17 protein-coding genes, 1 pseudogene and 1 riboswitch are annotated in these 18,493 nt (G+C 65.4%); of the genes and pseudogenes, 7 read left to right on the top strand and 11 right to left on the bottom strand.

From position 1 onward, the window contains the following. Nucleotides 1–4: 4 nt before the first annotated feature. From CR105_RS24875 to CR105_RS24850, 6 genes are all read right to left on the bottom strand, one after another. Complete coding sequence (locus tag CR105_RS24875; RefSeq protein WP_099793282.1) at nt 5–664, bottom strand: GNAT family N-acetyltransferase; 660 nt, start codon at nt 662–664, stop codon at nt 5–7. 43 nt (nt 665–707) lie between these two features. Continuing rightward, nucleotides 708–2,225: a DAHL domain-containing protein gene (locus tag CR105_RS24870; protein ID WP_099793280.1), complete on the bottom strand. Its 1,518-nt coding sequence runs from the start codon at nt 2,223–2,225 to the stop codon at nt 708–710. A gap of 120 nt (nt 2,226–2,345) precedes the next feature. Continuing rightward, nucleotides 2,346–3,641, bottom strand: coding sequence for a multifunctional CCA addition/repair protein (locus CR105_RS24865; RefSeq protein ID WP_099793278.1), 1,296 nt, complete (start codon nt 3,639–3,641; stop codon nt 2,346–2,348). A 5-nt stretch (nt 3,642–3,646) separates the two neighbouring features. Beyond that, complete coding sequence (locus CR105_RS24860; RefSeq protein ID WP_099793276.1) at nt 3,647–4,360, bottom strand: glutathione S-transferase family protein; 714 nt, start codon at nt 4,358–4,360, stop codon at nt 3,647–3,649. A gap of 39 nt (nt 4,361–4,399) precedes the next feature. Continuing rightward, nucleotides 4,400–5,368, bottom strand: coding sequence for a complex I NDUFA9 subunit family protein (locus tag CR105_RS24855; RefSeq protein WP_099793274.1), 969 nt, complete (start codon nt 5,366–5,368; stop codon nt 4,400–4,402). 30 nt (nt 5,369–5,398) lie between these two features. Then, nucleotides 5,399–7,357, bottom strand: a complete 1,959-nt coding sequence (locus CR105_RS24850; RefSeq protein ID WP_099793272.1) for a lytic transglycosylase domain-containing protein — start codon at nt 7,355–7,357, stop codon at nt 5,399–5,401. A 36-nt stretch (nt 7,358–7,393) separates the two neighbouring features. On the opposite strand from CR105_RS24850, the gene CR105_RS24845 reads away from it, so the two are divergent. The 4 genes and pseudogenes from CR105_RS24845 to CR105_RS29525 all read left to right on the top strand — a co-directional run bounded on the left by CR105_RS24845 (nt 7,394) and on the right by CR105_RS29525 (nt 9,335). Further along, complete coding sequence (locus tag CR105_RS24845) at nt 7,394–7,999, top strand: 5-formyltetrahydrofolate cyclo-ligase (RefSeq protein ID WP_099793270.1); 606 nt, start codon at nt 7,394–7,396, stop codon at nt 7,997–7,999. Between the two features lie 236 nt (nt 8,000–8,235). Beyond that, complete coding sequence (locus tag CR105_RS28030; RefSeq protein WP_180288306.1) at nt 8,236–8,685, top strand: hypothetical protein; 450 nt, start codon at nt 8,236–8,238, stop codon at nt 8,683–8,685. Between the two features lie 145 nt (nt 8,686–8,830). After that, nucleotides 8,831–8,965: a hypothetical protein gene (locus CR105_RS29300; protein WP_267873917.1), complete on the top strand. Its 135-nt coding sequence runs from the start codon at nt 8,831–8,833 to the stop codon at nt 8,963–8,965. Next, a pseudogene (locus CR105_RS29525) lies at nt 8,962–9,335 on the top strand (ORF6N domain-containing protein). The gene CR105_RS29300 and the pseudogene CR105_RS29525 overlap by 4 nt, the downstream one beginning before the upstream one ends. A gap of 339 nt (nt 9,336–9,674) precedes the next feature. On the opposite strand, the gene metF reads toward CR105_RS29525, so the two are convergent. The 4 genes from metF to metK all read right to left on the bottom strand — a co-directional run bounded on the left by metF (nt 9,675) and on the right by metK (nt 13,696). Then, nucleotides 9,675–10,508 (bottom strand): methylenetetrahydrofolate reductase [NAD(P)H], encoded by an 834-nt coding sequence (gene metF / locus CR105_RS24825; RefSeq protein WP_099793264.1) that lies wholly within the window; start codon nt 10,506–10,508, stop codon nt 9,675–9,677. Then, nucleotides 10,498–10,848: a phage holin family protein gene (locus CR105_RS24820; protein WP_099793262.1), complete on the bottom strand. Its 351-nt coding sequence runs from the start codon at nt 10,846–10,848 to the stop codon at nt 10,498–10,500. Before CR105_RS24820 ends, metF begins: the two co-directional genes overlap by 11 nt. A gap of 96 nt (nt 10,849–10,944) precedes the next feature. After that, nucleotides 10,945–12,360 carry an adenosylhomocysteinase gene (gene ahcY / locus CR105_RS24815; protein ID WP_099793260.1) on the bottom strand — a complete coding sequence of 472 codons (1,416 nt, stop codon included), beginning with the start codon at nt 12,358–12,360 and terminating at the stop codon, nt 10,945–10,947. A 26-nt stretch (nt 12,361–12,386) separates the two neighbouring features. Then, nucleotides 12,387–12,451: riboswitch (S-adenosyl-L-homocysteine riboswitch) on the bottom strand. A 78-nt stretch (nt 12,452–12,529) separates the two neighbouring features. Further along, the gene (metK, locus tag CR105_RS24810; protein ID WP_099793258.1) at nt 12,530–13,696 is read right to left on the bottom strand and encodes a methionine adenosyltransferase; all 1,167 of its coding nucleotides are present in this window, start codon (nt 13,694–13,696) and stop codon (nt 12,530–12,532) included. A 188-nt stretch (nt 13,697–13,884) separates the two neighbouring features. Here metK and CR105_RS24805 point away from each other — a divergent pair, with 188 nt between their 5' ends. Genes CR105_RS24805 through dapF form a run of 3 tightly spaced genes read left to right on the top strand, consistent with a single transcriptional unit; the run spans nt 13,885 to nt 16,525 of the window. Then, nucleotides 13,885–14,736: a lysophospholipid acyltransferase family protein gene (locus tag CR105_RS24805; protein WP_099793256.1), complete on the top strand. Its 852-nt coding sequence runs from the start codon at nt 13,885–13,887 to the stop codon at nt 14,734–14,736. Continuing rightward, entirely contained in the window at nt 14,733–15,602 is an 870-nt protein-coding gene (locus CR105_RS24800; RefSeq protein WP_099793254.1) for an LpxL/LpxP family acyltransferase, read from the top strand. Before CR105_RS24805 ends, CR105_RS24800 begins: the two co-directional genes overlap by 4 nt. A 59-nt stretch (nt 15,603–15,661) precedes the next feature. Then, entirely contained in the window at nt 15,662–16,525 is an 864-nt protein-coding gene (dapF, locus tag CR105_RS24795) for a diaminopimelate epimerase (RefSeq protein WP_099793252.1), read from the top strand. 923 nt (nt 16,526–17,448) lie between these two features. Here dapF and CR105_RS24790 read toward each other — a convergent pair. Continuing rightward, nucleotides 17,449–18,493: tetratricopeptide repeat protein (locus tag CR105_RS24790; protein ID WP_143752813.1), on the bottom strand; the 1,045-nt coding region annotated here is incomplete at its 5' end.

Below are 18,493 nucleotides of genomic sequence, written 5' to 3'. Positions count from 1 at the left end.
TCGCTTACTTCTCGAACCACTTCACGGCGGCGCGGGTGTTGGCCTTGAGCGTGTAGTCGATGGTGGCGAACTGCTCTTCGAGCGCTTCTTGCAGCATGGTGCCGGGATTGGCCGGCAGCAGGCGCAGGTGGGCGTCGGCCTCGCCGTACTCGCGCTGGATCTCCATGCCCGCCTTCTTGGCAATGTGCATCATCGTCTTGTTGGACGACAGGCAGTGCATGTACAAGGTGTCGACATCGGCGTTGCGGCAGTGGATGGCGGCGCGCTCGAACAGCTTCGAGCCAATCCCCAGCCCGCGCGCCGACTTCGATACCGAGACGCCGAATTCGGCCACCCGCTCCTTCTCGGTGACCGCGCCGCCAGGGGAGAGCTGCTCTTTCGGCGCGAACGCCAGGTGGCCGACCGCGACCAGCTTGAAGACCGGATTGTAGACGCCGTAGACGGTGTCGCGATCGAGGTCGATCTTGTTGACGTAGGCGGTCAGCTGCTCGTCGGGCAAGACGGTGCCGAAGCGCAGTAAGCGGTCACTATCGTCGAGCGCCATGAAGTGCTTGAGCATGCGGCGGCGATCGCGCTCCTCGAGCTGCTTGACCATCACCGGCGCGCGCGACCTGGCGCCCTTGCGGCCGCCCAGCCAGCCGCCCAACTTCTGAAAGATCGTCATGGCCTACCCGGCCTCCCGCGTTATTGTGCACTGCACCAAAACGTCATTGTAGCGTATTTGCCGGTTCCGGCGCGGCGGCCCATTGCGCCTGGGGGCTGAAGCTGAAGCCGGCCTTGCCTGCCTGCTTGGTGCGATACATGGCCTGGTCTGCCTCGGCCAGCAGTGCCGCGGCGCCGCGCGCGGCACCGGCGCGGCCATGGGCGCTGCTGATGCCGATGCTGGCCGAAATGTTCACCGCGTGGCCAGCGGCTTCGGTGATGCCGCAGATCTGGTCGAGCGTGAGCTGGGCCACGCGCATGGCGCCCTCGCGCGAGACGACTTCTTCGAGCAGGATGACGAATTCGTCGCCGCCCAGGCGGGCCAGCGAATCTTCCTTGCGCAGCTTGTCCTGCACCCGCCGCGCCACTTCCTTGAGCACCAGGTCGCCGGTGCCGTGGCCGTAGGTGTCGTTGACGGCCTTGAAGCCATCGAGGTCGAAGAACATCACGACGACGGTGGAGCCGCGCCGGCTGGCGCGCACCAGCGCGTGCTCGAGCAGGCGCGTCAGGTAGCCATAGTTGACCAGGCCGGTGAGGCCGTCATGATGGGCGAGCTGCTCGAGCTTGGCCGACTGCGCCTCGAGTTCGGCGGTGCGCTCGGCGACCCGCACTTCCAGCGTTTCGTTGGACGCCTGCAAGCGCTTGTTGGCCACGCCGAGCAGCCGGTAGGTACGCACCAGGCGCCGCGCCGCCCCGATCAACAGCAGCAGCAGCAGGCCGGAATAGGCGAACAGCCAGGTGCGATAGCGCTGCTTCTGGGCCTGCACGTCGTCGAAGGCCTTGTCGTAGGCGCGGCTGAGGCGCTCGATCGCCTCGGTGGTGGCGGTGCGGCCGATGGCAATTTCGATGGCGTTTTCGAGCGGCCGGTAACGCAGCACGGCGCGCGCGCGCCCGATCAGCTGGTCGATGCGCTCGCCGACGGCCGGCGAGAACGCCGACTTCTGAATCAGGATGGTGCCAAGCGTGGTTTCGATGCGGTTGGCCTGCGCCACGTCGGGCGACAGGTTGAAGCGCAGGATATCGGTGAGCAGCGCGTTGAGCGCGCTGTCGAGCGCGAGCACGGTGCGCGCCGGTACCAGCGCGCCTTCGATGCCGTTCAGTTCTGTCTTGAGGTCGGTGATCGCCGGCGGCATGTAGACCAGCGCTTCGCGCAGCACCGCGTTGCCGGCCTTGAACTGTTCGACGAGCCGTTCTTTCTCGCTCAGCGCGGCGCTGAGCTGCTGGTAGGCCTGGGTGGCGGTCGGCCCGCGCGTCATGCCGAGCGAGTCGCGCAGGCTGTCGGTCAGCTGGTGGATGCGCGGCAGCGGACGCGCCAGCGCCTGGTAGTCGTTATCGAGGCCGATGCGCGCGCGCAGGATGTTGACGTTCCACCCGGCGTCGAGCTTTGCCAGTTCGCGCAGGTTCAGCGTCACGCGGTTCTGAGCATCGAGGTCGACCGCCGTGGTGCGGTTGAACAGGAAGCCGAGCACCAGCACCAGCAGGATCAGCAAAACGATGACGGCGGTACGGCGTCGTGGGGTCATCAGGACAGAGGCAGTTGAGTGAAAATCATGATCGTCGTTTGGGATCCATGCCGCCGGACCGGCGGAAGCAACCAGAGCATAGCAGCAATGGCGCGTCCCAGCCGCACCGATTACGTGTGCTTACAACCGCGCGTCGGGGCGGCCTTCGTGATCGCCTTCGGCGCCGTCATCGTCGTCGTGCGGGGCGGCGCCGCGGGCCTTGACGGCGCGCACCCGCGCCGCGTGCACCGCCTCGCGGATGCGTTCGGGCTTGTCGACGTGGCGCGATGCGACCTCGCCGGCGTTGACGGCGCGCGCCGCCTGCAGCGCGGCGAGCAGGTACGGCGCCTGCGGATAGGGCCGGGTGCGAAAATCGTCGTCCGCGGCGTCGACGCCGCGGCCGCGGAAGTCGCACTCGGAAGCGAGCAGCATCTGCTCGAAGCGCTGCGGCTTGCGGAACGCGTCGCAGCGCTCGAACAGCGCGACGATGGTGTTCGGGCGCAGTATCTCGGCGCGACTGACGTTGCCGTGCTCGCGCGCCGTCATCAATGCCAGTTCGCGGCACTCGTTGGGCACTTTCAGGCGTTTGCACAGCGTCTCGATCAGCTTCAGGCCGAGGCCTTCGTGGCCGTGGTGGCTCGGCCAGGCGGCCGGCGGCGTGGCACCCTTGCCGAGATCGTGCATCAGTGCGGCGAAGCGCACCGCCAGGTCGAAGCCGCGCGAGGCGGCGTAGTCGATCACCAGCATCATGTGCACGCCGGTGTCGACTTCCGGATGGTGCAGCGGCGGCTGCGGCACACCCCACAACTTGTCCAGTTCGGGCATGATGCGCGCCAGCGCGCCGCATTCGCGCAGCACCGCCAGCATGCGCGACGGCGCCGCCTCCATCAGGCCGCGCGCCACTTCCTGCCATACCCGCTCGGGCACCAGCGCATCGACTTCGCCCTGCAGGGCCATCTGGCGCATCAGCGCCATCGTCTCCGGCGCCACGGTAAAGTTGGCCAGGCGCGCGGCGAAGCGGGCCAGGCGCAGGATGCGCACCGGGTCTTCGGCGAAGGCGCTTGAAACGTGGCGGAACACGCGGTCGCGGATATCGGCCTGGCCGCCGAACGGATCGGTCAGGGCGCCGTCGTCGGCGCGCGCGATGGCGTTGATGGTGAGGTCGCGCCGCACCAGGTCTTCCTCGAGCGTGACGTCGGCGTCGGTATGGAACACGAAGCCGTGGTAGCCGGGCGCCGTCTTGCGCTCGGTGCGCGCCAGCGCGTATTCCTCGTGCGTCGCCGGATGCAGGAACACGGGAAAGTCCTTGCCGACCGGGCGAAAGCCCTGCCGCAGCATGTCGTCCGGGGTAGCGCCGACGACCACCCAGTCGCGGTCCTGCACCGGCAACCCGAGCAGCGCATCGCGCACCGCGCCGCCGACGACATAGCTTTTCATGCGGCCTACTCCGGCAGGTCTTCGTGCTTGGCCGCGACCTCGGTCTCGGCCAGCGCCTCGCGCACCCAGCGCGCCACTGCCGGATGGGCCAGCACGCGCTCGCAGTAAGCCTGCAGCGCCGGCGCCAGCGACACGCCGTAAGTTTTGAAGCGCATCACCACCGGCGCATAAAACGCGTCGGCAATCGAGAAATCGCCGAACAGGAACTGGTGGTGGCCAAAGCGCGACAGGCACTCTTCCCAGATTTCGCAGACGCGGCCAATGTCGCCCTGCGCCTCGGTGGTGCGTCCCCGTCCCGGCAGGCTCGCCTTGATGTTCATCGACATCGCGTTGCGCAGGCCAGCAAAGCCCGAGTGCATCTCGGCGCTGACCGAGCGCGCCATCGCGCGCGCAGCGACGTCGGCCGGCCACAGGTGCTTGTCGGGGAACTGCTCGGCGACGTATTCGCAGATGGCCAGGCTGTCCCAGATCGTCATCTCGCCGGCCACCAGCACCGGCACCCGGCCGGCGCCGGAATAGTCGGCGATGCGGGCGGCCGTGTCGGGCATGTCGAGCAGCACCCGCACTTCATGGAACGGGATGCCGAACGCGGTCAGCGCCACCCACGGCCGCATCGACCACGACGAATAATTCTTGTTGCCGATGACGAGCGTGAGGCCAGGCTGGCCGTTGCCGCTGAGGGTGTTCGAAAGAGTCGGATCGAGTTCGGTAGTCTGCATGGGGTGTTCAGTGGGGGGTCGGTGGGTGGTCAAACAAGGCTAGCGGCCGGCGCGCGCGCGGAAGTCGTCGAGCCGTTCGTGCGGCGACAGGTACTGCGGCGCCACCGCTTCGAGCGCCACCGGCTTGATGCCGAGCGTGGCCGCGGTGAGCGCCTGGATGGCCGGATCGACCACATTGTCGCACTTCATGGAGTCGAGGTTATCGCGCGTCATCAGCGGGGTGCCGGGCATCATTTCGAAGATCGCCGCCTGCAGCCGGCCGAGCCAGTTGGGCAGCTCGATGATGGGCCGTTCGTGGTGCGACCAGCGGCCGGACAGGCGCACCAGTTCGGCCAGCGTGTAGATGGCGGGGCCGCCGAGCGCGTACACCTGGTGGCGCGTTTTCGGGTCGCGCAGCGCATGGACGAATGCCTGGGCGACGTCGCCGACGAACACCGGCTGGAATTCGGCGCCGGCACAGGCGAGCGGCACCACCGGCAGCCAGCGCTGCATCTTGGCGAACATGTTGAGAAAATTATCCTCGGGCCCGAACACGACCGACGGACGGAAGATGGTGGCGGCCACCGACGCTGCGCCGCGGGCGGCGATTTCGCCGTCGGCCTTCGAGCGCTGGTACATCGACGGGCCGTCGCGGTCGGCGCCAAGGGCGCTCATGTGCAGGTAGCGCGGCACGCCGGCGGCGGCGCAGGCGGCGACGATGGCGGCCGGCAGTTCGACGTGGGCGCGGCGAAACTGCGGGCCGTACGGCGTGCCGGGTTTCGAATGCAGCACGCCGACCAGGTTGATGGCGGCGTCAGCGCCGTGCAGCAGGCGCGCCAGCTGCGCGGCGTCGGCGCGGCCGACATCGGCCTCGATCGCTTCGACCATCGGCAGCGTTGCCAGGTGCCTGGCGCGCACCAGCCGGCGCGTCGGCACCAGCGTGCGCACGCCGGCGGCCGACAGCTGCGCCACCAGGTGGCTGCCGATGAAGCCGGTACCACCGAACACCACTACCGTCATTTGTCGCATCTGGCCTGCCTCGTTGGGGTGCGTTCTAGTTCAGGGAAGCTGGTTGGCGCGCGCGCCGGACGGCGTCACCACGCCGAGGCGCGCCTTCAGCGATTGCGGCTTGTTCTCGAACAGCGCCGCGTAGTTCGTTGCGTTCGCCAGCACGTTCTTGACGTAGGTGCGCGTCTCGGTGTACGGAATCGACTCGGCGAAGATGGCCCCCTCCATCGGCGCGTTGAGCGTGGCGCGCCAGGTGCGCGCGCGGCCCGGGCCGGCGTTGTAGGCGGCGCTGGCGAGCGGCTGCGAACCGTCGGCGTTGGCCAGCACCATGTTCATGTAATTGGTGCCGAGCAGGATGTTGGTGCGCAGGTCGTTGAGCATGCCCTGCGCGAAGTCGGTCAGGCCGATTTTCCTGGCGACGTACTGGCTGGTGGCCGGCATCACCTGCATCAGGCCGGACGCGCCGACGCCGGAGCGCGCATCGGTGATGAAGCGCGACTCCTGGCGGATCAGGCCATACACCCAGGCGCGGTCGAGGCCCAGGTTGGTGGTGGTCGGCTGCAGGATCTCGTTGTGCGGCGACGGGAAGCGCTGGGTGTAGTCGAATTCGGTGCGGGTGCGCTCGGACGTGTTGACCATGCGGTCGAGGATATCGTTCTGGCGCGCGAATTCGGCGGCGGCGAGCAGCTCGCGCTCGTTAAATTTGCGCAGCTCCCAGTTCCATTCGCGGGTGCCCTCAAAGCGCAGGCGCATGCTGAAAAACTTCATCGCGCGGCGCAGACCCGGGTTCGCCGCAATCGGTGCGATTTCGAGAGGCGTGAGTGCGCGCGCCGGCGTCGGGATCGACACTTGCTGACCGAGTTCTTCCATCGCCAGCTGGCCATAGAAATTGTTCTGGTCGGCGATGCGGGTAAACAGCGCCTGCGCCAGCTCGTGGTTGGCGCCGGACAGCTTGGCCATCGCACGGCCCATCCAGTAGGTCCAGGCCGGGTCGCTGCGCAGCTGTGGCGGCATCGCCTCGATGGTATCGGCGACCATCTTCCAGTCGCCCTGGCGCAGCGCGGTGCGGGTTTTCCATTGCAACTGTTCCTGCGACAGCGGCGCGCCGGCGCTGCGCTGCCACAGGCCATAGGCCTCGGGCGAAAGCGTCATGGAGGCGGCATACGCGATGCTGGCCCAGCCGGTGGCCTGCTCCTGCAGGCTGAGTGTGCCGAGGTTTTTTTCCAGCGCGACGGTGGCCAGCCTGATGCTGGTGCGGGCCATGCGGCCGATGGCGACGAGGTAGATTTCGCGCTCGACGCGGTCGGCGCCGACGCCGCGGGCCATCGCCAGCGCGGGCACGTCGACTGCCTGCGCGGCGCGCGTTTCGGAGGCGCCCAGCAGCACCGCGGCGCGGCGCGCCGGACCGGTGGCATGCTGTTCGCCGGCCAGGCGCAGCTGCGCCAGCAGGTCGTCGGTAGAAAACTGGCCGGCCTGCGCCAGCGTGGCCACCAGCGAGGCGCAGGCTTCGCCGTAGTTGGGCGGATTGATCAACAGGGTGCGAGCGTCGGCGGCGACTTTTTCACCTTTGACCGCGCGCGACATCAGGTGATAGCACTTGACCTGGGTGTCGTCGTTAAGCACGAACAGCGGCAACTGCTGGTCGAAGTTGACCCAGTCGCGCGCGCGCCCGAGTTCGAGCAGCCAGTCGTTGCGCATGCGGTCGGCGATGGCGCTGCCCTGGTGGCGCGTGAGGAATTCGCGCACTTCGTCGGCGGACGCTTCGCGCAGGCGCGGTTTAAGCCGATAATAGTCGACATACGACGGGATGGCATACTGCGGCAGGCGCGCGGCGTAGGCGGCCGCGGTGGCGGCATTGTCCTGGCGCGCCGCTTCGCGCAGCAGCAAGAACAGTTCGTCGTCGGCGCGCATTTGCGCAGCGGCGGCCGGACTGTCGGGCGCGGCGGCCGACGACGACAAGCAGGATCCGGCAAGGATGGCGACAACGACCAGTTTCGGCGAAAAAAACATCAATCTATTACTCTCTTTTTACCTGCATACGAGCCCATGACCGGCGACCCTAGAATACCATGCGGCCCCGCCGCACTGCCAGCATCCGACACACACGACGCGCGATCGGCCAAGGATGTGTTGCGCCGTTCGCTCGCGCTGGCCCGCGCCAGCATCGACCCGGCCCGCAAAGCGCGTTGGGACGCCGCAATCGGCGCGCAGCTGCTGGCGTGGTGGCGCGCGCAACCGGTGCCGGCGCTTGGGGTGTACTGGCCGCTGCGCGGTGAGGCTGACTTGTCATCAGCATACGCTGAGCTGGCGCAAGCGGGCGTACGGCTGGCGCTGCCGGTGGTGCTGGCGCGTGACGCGGCACTCGGCTTTGCGGACTGGCAGCCGGGCGAAGCGATGGTGAAGGACACGATGGGGGTCGCGGTGCCGGCCGACCTGCGCATGGTGGCGCGGCCGCCAGCGCTGCTGGTGCCTTGCCTGGGGTTTAACGAAGAAGGCTATCGGCTAGGCTACGGTGGTGGGTATTACGACCGCACGCTGGAACTGGAACCGCGGCCCGTCACGCTCGGGATTGCGTATGCGTGCCAGGCGGCGCAGTTTGCCAGCGCGGCGCATGATGTGGCGTTGGACCGGATCATTACCGAACTCGCTTAGTCACCGGGCCGCATGTCCCAGTCATTATTAACGCTCAATGTTGGCAATTCTTCAGCAAGTAAGCTGCGTCGGGTCTGTACTTCACAGAATGTGGCGGCAACAAGGTCGACCATGGAAAACGATAGAGAAATGCCACCTGATCGGCCTAGAAACGAGGATGAACTTGCCTCGATCTTGACGACGGCATACGCACATGCCAGTAGCGGCGATTACGACAAAGCAATCGAATTGTGCGATTGGCTGCTCCAGGATTCTGCGACCGAAATCGCCGGCCGCCGCCAGCGTTCGGCAGTGAAAACGCACTGGGCGACATTGACGGCGCAATTGCCGATCTACAAAGTGTTCTTGAAGCCGACCAAGTGGAACCGGCCGACTTGCATGCGCTGGGCATTCTACTTCTCCAAAACGGATCGACCACTGAAGCAATCGAGCGGTTCGGTGACGCTGTGAAAATTGGCGGAGCGCTTAAGAATCACTACTACACGAATTCATCCCTTTTATTTGGCGCCGAAGGGAAATTGAAAGTGTGCGACTTTGATGGGGCATTGACAGATGTTTCAGCACTTCCAGACGGGTATAAGGCCCATTTCTCCGGCACCGGCATGCGAACGAAGGAAGATATTGCTGGCGAAGCGAAAGCGGCCATGGAGCGCAAGGCGCAATCCAAGTTTCAGTTCAAGCGATAGCGAACGGCGCAAAATGCGCACTGAACTGCCGGCGGCCGCGAGGAATTGCGGGCCCGCTGAGACGTGCACCTACCCGACTAACGTCGTCATGTTCAAAAAAGCGCACTTACACGCTAAGGTCTGCATGGATGAAAGGGTCCGCCTAATGAGGAGTCACGAACACCGTAAAGAACAGAAAGCGGTGATCCGTCTCGTCGATGCCGTCGAGGTCAAGCATCGGGTGAGAATGAGCATGCAGCCGGCTGGCAAGGCGCGTGGCCTGGCCAAGGAAGCGGGATGAGCGTCAAGCCGGTCGCGCACTTGCCGGTGGGAACCGTCACCAGCCACATCCGTATCCTCCGCGAACAGAAGGTGTTGCTCGATAGCGACCTGGCCGCATTGTATGGCGTCACTACTAATGTTTTGGTGCAGCAGTCAAGCGTAATGCCGACCGCTTTCCCAGCGACTTCATGTTTCAGCTCGACGCCGCAGAGTGGGAAGCTTTGAGATCACAATCTGTGATCTCAAACAGCGGTCGTGGCGGCCGGCGGTACTCGCCCTGTGCCTTCACCGAACAGGGTGTGGCGATGCTCTCGTCCGTGCTGGGCAGCCCGCAGGCCATCGCCGTCACATCAAGATCATGCGCGCTTTCGTGCGTCTGCGCGAAGTGATTGCCTCGAACAAAGAACTAGCGCTACGTCTGGACGACCTGGAGAAGAAAACCGAATTGATGTCACTGAAGCACGACACCTTCGAGCAGAACACGCGCGTTCAGCTGAGACAGATTTTCGAGGCTATTCGTGCCTTGATGGCGCCCGCAGAGCCCGTCCAGAAGCGCCCCATCGGCTTCGTAACGCCAGGCGATGCGCCGGCCAAACCGAAAGCAGCTAAAGGAAAAAGACAGGTCGGCAGCGGCGTACATAAGGGCCGCGGATCGCAAGGCACAATCGAAGTTTGCGGCCAAGAAGTAAAAAAGGAGGCGCCAAGTCGGTTCCCCCTTTATCTAGCGACTAGCTGTTGGTCAGCCGCTTCCACAATTCCGTCGTCGGCCCGGCCTGGTTCATGCTGTAGAAGTGCAGCCCAGGGGCGCCGCCTTCCATCAGCTGCTGGCACAGCTCGCTCACGACATCCATGCCGAACGCCTTGATCGACGCGCTGTCGTCGCCGAAGCTGGCCAGCTTCAGGCGCACCCAGCGCGGGATCTCGGCGCCGCACATGTCGGAAAAACGCATCAGCTGCGTGTAGTTCGTGATCGGCATGATGCCGGCGACGATAGGCACATCGACGCCCAGCTTGCGGGCATTGTCGACGAACTGGAAGTAGGCGTCGGCGTTGTAGAAATACTGGGTGATGGCGGCGTTCGCGCCGGCCTGCACCTTGCGGGCGAAGTTCTGCAGGTCGTCTTGCGGCGAGCGCGCCTGCGGATGCATTTCAGGGTACGCCGCCACTTCGATGTGGAACCAGTCGCCGGTTTCGGCGCGGATGAACTCGACCAGGTCGCTGGCGTAGCGCAGCTCGCTGCCGCCGCCGTAGCCGCTGGGCAGGTCGCCGCGCAAGGCCACCAGGCGCTTGATGCCGTGCGACTTGAACTGCGCGAGGATGGCGCGGATCGCTTCGCGCGAGCCGCCAACGCACGACAGGTGCGGCGCGGCGTCGTGGCCTTCGGCGAGAATCTCGAGCACCGTGTCGAGCGTGCCCTGCTGGGTGCTGCCGCCGGCGCCGAAGGTGACCGAGAAATACTTCGGGTTCAGGGTGGCGAGCTTGGCGCGGGCAATGCGCAGCTTGTCGGCGCCCTCGGCCGTTTTGGGCGGGTAGAACTCGATGCTGAAGTTATTAGTTTCCATCTTTTCGCAACAGTAAGGTGGACAGGGCCCAGGAAATCACGCTGTAGACGATTGCGGCGAGCATCGCCGACAGGAAGCCATCGACGCGGAAACCGCTGACCAGTTGCGCCACGCCCCAGAACAGGAAGCCGTTGATGACGAGGATGAACAGGCCGAGCGACAGCATCGTCACTGGCAAGGTCAGCAGCACGAGCACCGGGCGGATCAGCGTGTTGACCAGCCCCAGCACGAGGGCGGCAATCAGCGCGGCGCCGACATTGGTGACGGTGACGGAACTCATCAGGTAAGGCAGCGCCATCAGGGCGGCGGCGTTGATAATCCAGGTCAGTAACAGGCGCATGGGTACCTTTGGTTGTTGGTGTTTTGTCTGGTGAAAAATGCCGGGCGCGGCAGCGCGGCGCCCGGCGGTATTGCCGTACTACTGACTACTGACTAATTAATAGCGGTAGTGCTCCGGCTTGTACGGACCTTGCTTGCTGACGGTGATGTAAGCGGCTTGCTCATCGGTCAGTTCGGTCAGCTGCGCGTTGAGCTTTTTGAGCTGCAGGCGCGCCACTTTTTCGTCGAGGTGCTTCGGCAGTACATAGACGCCGACCGGGTACTTGTCGATGTTGGCGAACAGTTCGATCTGGGCGATCGTCTGGTTGGCGAACGACGAGCTCATCACGTACGACGGGTGACCGGTACCGCAACCGAGGTTGACCAGGCGGCCTTCGGCGAGCAGGATGATGCGCTTGCCCGATGGGAAGATGACGTGGTCGACTTGCGGCTTGATGTTGTCCCACTCATATTTCTTGAGCGATGCGACATCGATCTCGTTGTCGAAGTGGCCGATGTTGCAGACGATGGCCTGGTCTTTCATGGCCAGCATGTGCTGCTCGGTCAGGATGTGATAGTTGCCGGTGCAGGTGACGAAGATGTCGCCATGCTCAGCCGCGTAATCCATCGTGACGACGCGGAAGCCTTCCATCGCCGCCTGCAGCGCGCAGATCGGGTCGATTTCGGTGACCCAGACCTGGGCCGACAGCGCGCGCATGGCCTGAGCCGAGCCCTTGCCGACGTCGCCGTAACCGGCGATGACGGCGACCTTGCCGGCGATCATGACGTCGGTGGCGCGCTTGATGCCGTCGACCAGCGACTCGCGGCAGCCGTACAGGTTGTCGAACTTCGACTTGGTGACCGAGTCGTTGACGTTAATGGCCGGGAACGCGAGCTTGCCGTCCTTGTGCATCTGGTACAGGCGGTGCACGCCGGTGGTGGTCTCTTCCGTCACGCCCATGATCGCAGGCAGGCGCTTGGAGTACCAGGTCGGATCCTTGGCCAGGTGGTTCTTGATCGAGTTGAACAGGCAGATCTCTTCTTCCGAGCCTGGATTGTTCAGCACCGAACTGTCGGTCTCGGCGCGCGTGCCCAGGTGCAGCAGCAAGGTGGCGTCGCCGCCGTCGTCGAGGATCATGTTCGAGTAGACGCCGTCGCCGGGCCACTCGAAGATGCGGTGGGTGTAGTCCCAGTATTCGTCCAGCGTTTCGCCCTTGACGGCGAACACCGGGGTGCCGGCGGCAGCGATGGCGGCGGCGGCGTGGTCCTGGGTCGAGTAGATATTGCACGACGCCCAGCGCACTTGCGCGCCGAGCGCTTCCAGGGTCTGGATCAGCACGGCGGTCTGGATGGTCATATGCAGCGAACCGGTGATGCGCGCGCCCTTGAGTGGCTGGCTGGCGGCGAATTCTTCGCGAATTGCCATCAAGCCCGGCATTTCGGTCTCGGCGATCTTGATTTCTTTGTTACCCCATGCAGCCAGGCTGATATCGGCGATGTGGTAGTCGTTGATGCTTTTGAGTACGGCGTTCATCACGCCCTCCTTTCAGTTAGAAAAAAGTAACGTGAGCGCAGTGTAGTCCGAGCCTGGCGAAATTGAATTCGTCGCAACGCTCCTCGGAATGGAACAGTTTATCACAGCTAGGTGACAGGGTCTGACCCAAAATACGGGTCAGACCTGGGGCGGGCCCCGGTGTTGCAGATTAGGACAGGCCGGCTTCGGCGCGCAGCAGCGCGACCTTGTCGGTGCGCTCCCACGTGAACTCGGGCTCTTCGCGGCCGAAGTGACCGTAGGCGGCGCTCTTCTGGTAGATCGGGCGCAGCAGGTCGAGCATCTGGACGATGCCTTTCGGACGCAGGTCGAAGTGCTCCATCACCAGCTGGGCGATCTTCTCGTCGGAGATGACGCCGGTGCCTTCGGTGTAAACCGTGATGTTGATCGGCTTGGCCACGCCGATCGCGTAGCTGACCTGCACCTGGCACTGGCGCGCCAGGCCGGCGGCGACGACGTTCTTGGCGACGTAGCGCGCGGCGTAGGCTGCCGAACGGTCGACCTTGGACGGATCCTTGCCGGAGAAGGCGCCGCCGCCGTGCGGGGCTGCGCCGCCGTAGGTGTCGACGATGATCTTGCGGCCGGTCAGGCCGCAGTCGCCCTGCGGGCCGCCGATGACGAAGCGGCCGGTCGGGTTCACCAGGTAGCGGGTGCCGACGAGCCACTCGCGCGGCAGCACCTGCTTGATGATTTCTTCGATGACCGCTTCTTCGATCTGGGCATGGCTCACTTCCGGCGCGTGCTGGGTCGACAGCACGACGGTGTCGACGGCGACCGGGCGGCCGTCGACGTAGCGCAAGGTGACCTGCGACTTGGCGTCCGGACGCAGCCACGGCAGGCGGCCATCCTTGCGCAGCTGCGACTGGCGCTCGACCAGGCGGTGGGCGTAGTGGATGGCGGCCGGCATCAGCTCGGCGGTCTCGTCGCAGGCGTAGCCGAACATCAGGCCCTGGTCGCCGGCGCCCTGGTCGAGGTCGAGACCGGCGCCTTCGTCAACGCCCTGGGCGATGTCGGGCGACTGCTTGTCGTAGCAGACCATCACGGCGCAGCCACGATAGTCGATGCCGTAATCGGTGTTGTCGTAGCCGATGCGCTTGATGGTCTCGCGCGCGACCTGAATATAATCGACATTGGCGTGGGTCGTGATCTCGCCGGCGAGCACCACCAAGCCGGTGTTGCACAGCGTCTCGGCGGCCACGCGCGCGCGCGGATCCTGTTCGAGGATGGCGTCGAGGATGGCGTCGGAGATCTGGTCGGCGACCTTGTCCGGATGACCTTCGGACACGGATTCGGAGGTAAAGAGGTATTCGTTGGACATTCTGGCTCCCATTACTGTTGAACAAAGTTGTTGTCGCAGTAAGGGCTTTCGCCTGCGACGCTTTAGCGACATTTATATTCCGCTTCGCAAGTTGTCTATTAACTCGGCGGATCCTTCAACGTGGTATTTTACGCTCCTTACGAAATTTTGGCTGGGCAACCCGCCGAATCTGAACATTTATCAAGCCCATGCTAGTCCTCCTGTTTCGATTACTGTCGACCCTGCCGCTGCCGCTGCTGCATTTTTTCGGCGCCGCGCTCGGCTGGGCGGTGTACCTGGCGTCGCCGTCGTACCGGCGGCGCCTGCGCGCCAACCTGGAAGGGGCCGGCTACGGACACGAGCTGGGGCGGGCGGTGGCAGAATCGGGCAAGGCGATCGTCGAGCTGCCGTTCGTCTGGTGCGCGCAGCCGGAACGGGTGGCACGCCACGCCGTCGTCGAAAACTGGGAACACGTGCAGGCGACGCTCGACGCCGGCCGAGGCATTGTGTTTTTGACGCCACACCTGGGCTGTTTCGAGATGACGGCGCAGCAGATCGCGCTGCGCACGCCGCTGACCGTGATGTACCGGCCGCCAAAAAAAGCGGCGCTCAAGCCGTTGATCGAGGGCGCCCGCGCGCGCCACAACCTGCACCTGGCGCCGGCCAACCTGTCGGGCGTGCGCATTCTGGCCAAGACGCTCAAGAAGGGACAGCCGGTCGGCATCTTGCCGGACCAGGTGCCGCAGGAAGGCGAAGGGGTTTGGGCGCCGTTTTTCGGCCGCAGCGCTTACACGATGACCTTGCCGGCCAAGCTGGCGCAGATCGGCAACGCCGCCGTGATCCTGGTGTACGCCGAGCGGCGCGCGCGCGGCGCCGGCTTTATCGTGCGCTTCGTGCCGTTCGACGGCGAACTGGCCGGCAGCGCCACCGAACAGGCCGGCGCCATCAACCGCGCCATGGAGCAGCTGATCGCGCGCTGCCCGTCGCAGTATTTCTGGAGCTATAACCGCTACAAGCAGCCCGACGGCGTGGCCGCGCCGGACGCGCAGGTGGCGGCATGAAGCTCCTGCTCGGCGTGATGTGGCTGCTGCACTGGCTGCCGTTGCCGGTGCTTGGCCGCTTCGGCGATGCGGTCGGCAGCCTGCTGTTCATGGTGCTGCGCGCGCGCCGCCATGTGGCGCTGACCAACCTGCGCCTGGCGATGCCGGAACTGTCGGAGGCGGCGCGGGTGACATTGGCGCGCCAGCATTTCCAGGCCTATTCGCGCAGCGTGTGGGAGCGCGCCATCCTGTGGTGGGCGCCCCAGGCCCGGCTGCGCCGGCTGATCAAGGTCGAGCCGGCGGTGCCGCTGGCGGACATCGAGGCCGGCCCGGTCATCCTGCTGTGCCCGCATTTTGTGTGCCTCGATGTCGCCGGCGTGGCCGTGATGTTCGAGACCAACCTGTGCTCGATCTATGTGCAGCAGAAGAACCGCACCTTCGACGAGGTGCTGCGGCGCGGCCGCTCGCGCTTTCGGCCGGTGCAGCTGTTCTCGCGCCAGGAAGGCATCAAACCGATCCTGCGGGCGATGCGCGACCGGCTGCCTTACTTCATGCTGCCGGACATGGACTTCGGCGACAAGGACGCGCCGTTCGTGCCGTTTTTCGGTGTTCCGGCGGCCACGCTGACGGCGCCGGGGCGCATCGCGGCGGCGGCAGGCGCCAAGGTGATTCCGGTGGTGGCGACCTTTTTGCCGGGCTACCGCGGCTGGAAAGTGACGTTCTACCCGGCGTGGGAAAACTACCCGGGCGACGACGTGGTGGCCGCGGCGCGGCGCATGAACGAATTCATCGAGGAACGCGTGCGCGAGGCGCCGGCCGAATACTTCTGGACGCACAAGCGCTACAAGACGCGGCCCGAGGGCGAAGTGTCGCCGTATGCGAAGTGAGCCAACAAGTAAAATGAGCAAGTAAGTAAGCCCTGCCTTTAGCCGATATACTGGTTGCCATGAAACTCAAATTCACCAAAATGCACGGCGCCGGCAACGACTTCATCGTCGTCGACGCGGTCAACCAGCAGGTCGACCTGGCGCCGGAACAATGGGCGCGGCTGGCCGACCGCCGCTTCGGCATCGGCGCCGACCAGATTTTAATTGTGCAAAAGAGCGACACCGACGGCTGCGACTTCCGTTACCGCATCTTTAACAGCGACGGCGGCGAAGTTGAACAGTGCGGCAACGGCGCGCGCGCCTTCGTCAAGTTCGTTACCGACAAGGGCCTGAGCGACAAGCGCGCGCTGCGGGTGCAGACCATGAACGGCGTCATCGCGCCGCGCCTGGAAGAAGACGGCAGCATCACCGTCGACATGGGCGCGCCGCGGCTGGCGCCGGCAGCGGTGCCGTTCGACGCGGACGGGCTGGCCGGCGTGGCGCAAGGCGAGGATACCTTGTGGCCGCTGTCGATCGCGCAGCCGGGCGGCAGCCAGACGCTGCTGTTTTCGGTCGTTTCGATGGGCAACCCGCATGCGGTGCAAGTGGTCGACGACGTCGACCAGGCGCCGGTGGCGGAGTCCGGGCCGCTGATCGAGCATCACCCGCGCTTTCCGCAGCGCGTCAACGCCGGCTTCATGCAGGTGCTCGACCGCGGCCACATCCGGCTGCGCGTGTTCGAACGGGGCGCCGGCGAGACGCTCGCCTGCGGCACCGGGTCGTGCGCGGCGGTGGTGGCCGGCATCCGGCGCGGCCTGCTCGATTCGCCGGTGCGGGTGACGGCGCGCGGCGGCGAACTGTCGATCGCGTGGGCCGGCGGGGCGGCGCCGGTGTACCTGACCGGGCCGGCGGTGACGGTGTTCGAAGGTGAAGTGACGGTGTAGATGAGCCTGTTGCAGGAATTGGCGCGTGCACAAAACAGGTCTGGGCCAGTTGGCTGGCCCCCGCGGGCAGAGCGGCCACTGCAATAAGCTGAGCCGATTATTGTCATTGCGGGATGAGCTTGACGGTGACTTCTTTCGTTCACATCTCCATTGTGAAGGAACCTTGGCGGAATCATCCCACCAAGGCTAACTCAACTACGGCTGATTTACGTCACCGCTTGGGCGCCAGATCAAATAACTTTCACCATCGTATGCGCCAACAACAATGCATTCTGCCTGTTGAACGATTGATTTGAGGGTGTGCTTCGCCTCAATCGGATAGGTGACTACCAGCAGCAGGAAATGCCAGCTATAGGTATTCCTGCGGATGGCGCGCTCGCAATCGGCCTCAGATCGAAGGCAGTAGCGGTCCAGGTAAAACAGCGCATTGTCGATCAGGAGTGGGGGGCCATCCTGCGCGCTTGCCTCCTCGATTTTTTTGTAAAGGATCGTGAATCAGGCAGTCCCCCTCCGAGCAGAGTATATGGAAATTGTCGCACCAACTCTGCGGGAACCACGGCGTCTGCCCTGGTAGCTGCAGCGGTTCGCCACCGATCACCGGCAGGCCGCCTCTGCCGCCACATTCAATCGTCCACGCATTGACCGGCCGACAGCCGACTGTCTCAGTTTCTTCCGGCTGCTCTGGGTGCTGACCTGTGATGACGACCAACTGGCAGATGTTCTGGCCGGCGGAGTCGAGGCAAGGGTCCCATCGGCATTGTCGTTGCCGGACGGGTAGTCGCAGTTGAACTGGCAGTCGTTGGTCGCAGGAACCTGTGTCAGCATTCCTTGGAAACGCGCTGGTTAGACGCAAGACCAGCTTGGCTTGCGGTTTCTGCACCTAAGCAAATGCCTGCAACGGCCAAGTCGCAAGGCACCGAATTTTACGCCGCCAGGTCGTAGCGCTGGCCGCCCGCGCCACCCGTTCGGGGCGCCGCGACGGCGACCGTCCCCAGCGTCTTGAGCCGGTACAGCCGCTGGCGATAGTTTCCTTCCGGGCCGCCGGGGCCGCAATCGACGTTGTCGAACACGCGCCCGATGCGGTCGAGCGCCTGGCGCTGCTGCACCGTGTCGACCAGCACCAGCCGGCGCTTGCTGCGCCCGTAGCTGGCGCGGATGTCGACCACCAGGCAATGGCCCTGGTCGGCGGACCTGACGTCGAGCAGCAACGCTTCGGCGCGGCTCAAGTGGAACAACGCCGCCAGTTCGAGCCGCGCCGCCAGCAGCGGGTGGCCGGCGCGCACGGCCAGCGCCGGCGTGCCGGCCAACGCACCGGCGAGACCGTGCGGAGCGATCTTGTGCAGCGCCGATGCCGCCTGGGCGCAGCCGCCGGCGGCCGCTTTCTGCATCCAGTACACGGCGCGCACATCGTTGGTTTCATTCCCGCGGCGCGCGCGCCAGGCGGCGTTGCCGCACTCGAGCTGGGCGTCGCGGTAGCCCATTTCGGCGGCCCGCTCGAGGAAGCGGTGGGCGTCGAGCACATTACGCTGCGAAAATTCCGGCTTTATATAGATGCGCGACAGCGCGTACCAGGCTTCGGCCAGGCCCTGCTCGCCGGCCATGGTCAGCCAGCGGATCGCTTTCTTGAAGTTGGCCGAGCCGGCGCCGACGGCGGTACGGGTGCCGTCGGCCCGCATGCGCGCGCACCACAGGCCCAGCGCCATCTGGGCGTGGCGGTCGTGGCCGGCGGCGGCCAGCTCGCGAAAGCGGCGCGCTTCGCGCTCGCCGGCGGGGTTGTCGGCGGCACCGTCGAGCGCGCAGGCGCAGCGCGACAGCAGCTTGATGTCGGCGCCGGCCAGCGCCGGCGCCGCGGCCGAGTCGGCGGCCAGCACCAGCGCGCGCGCCAGCGGCAGCGCCCGTTGCAGGTAGAGGTCGCGCTGGCCGGCGGCCCAGGCGGCGTCGAGCAGCGCCGATGGGGCGCGCGGCAGC

The sequence above is a fragment of the Massilia eurypsychrophila genome, assembly GCF_002760655.1.
Taxonomy (GTDB): domain Bacteria; phylum Pseudomonadota; class Gammaproteobacteria; order Burkholderiales; family Burkholderiaceae_D; genus JAFCUW01.
The sequence above is the reverse complement of the archived record's forward strand: the minus strand, read 5'-3'. Positions and strand labels throughout refer to the sequence as shown.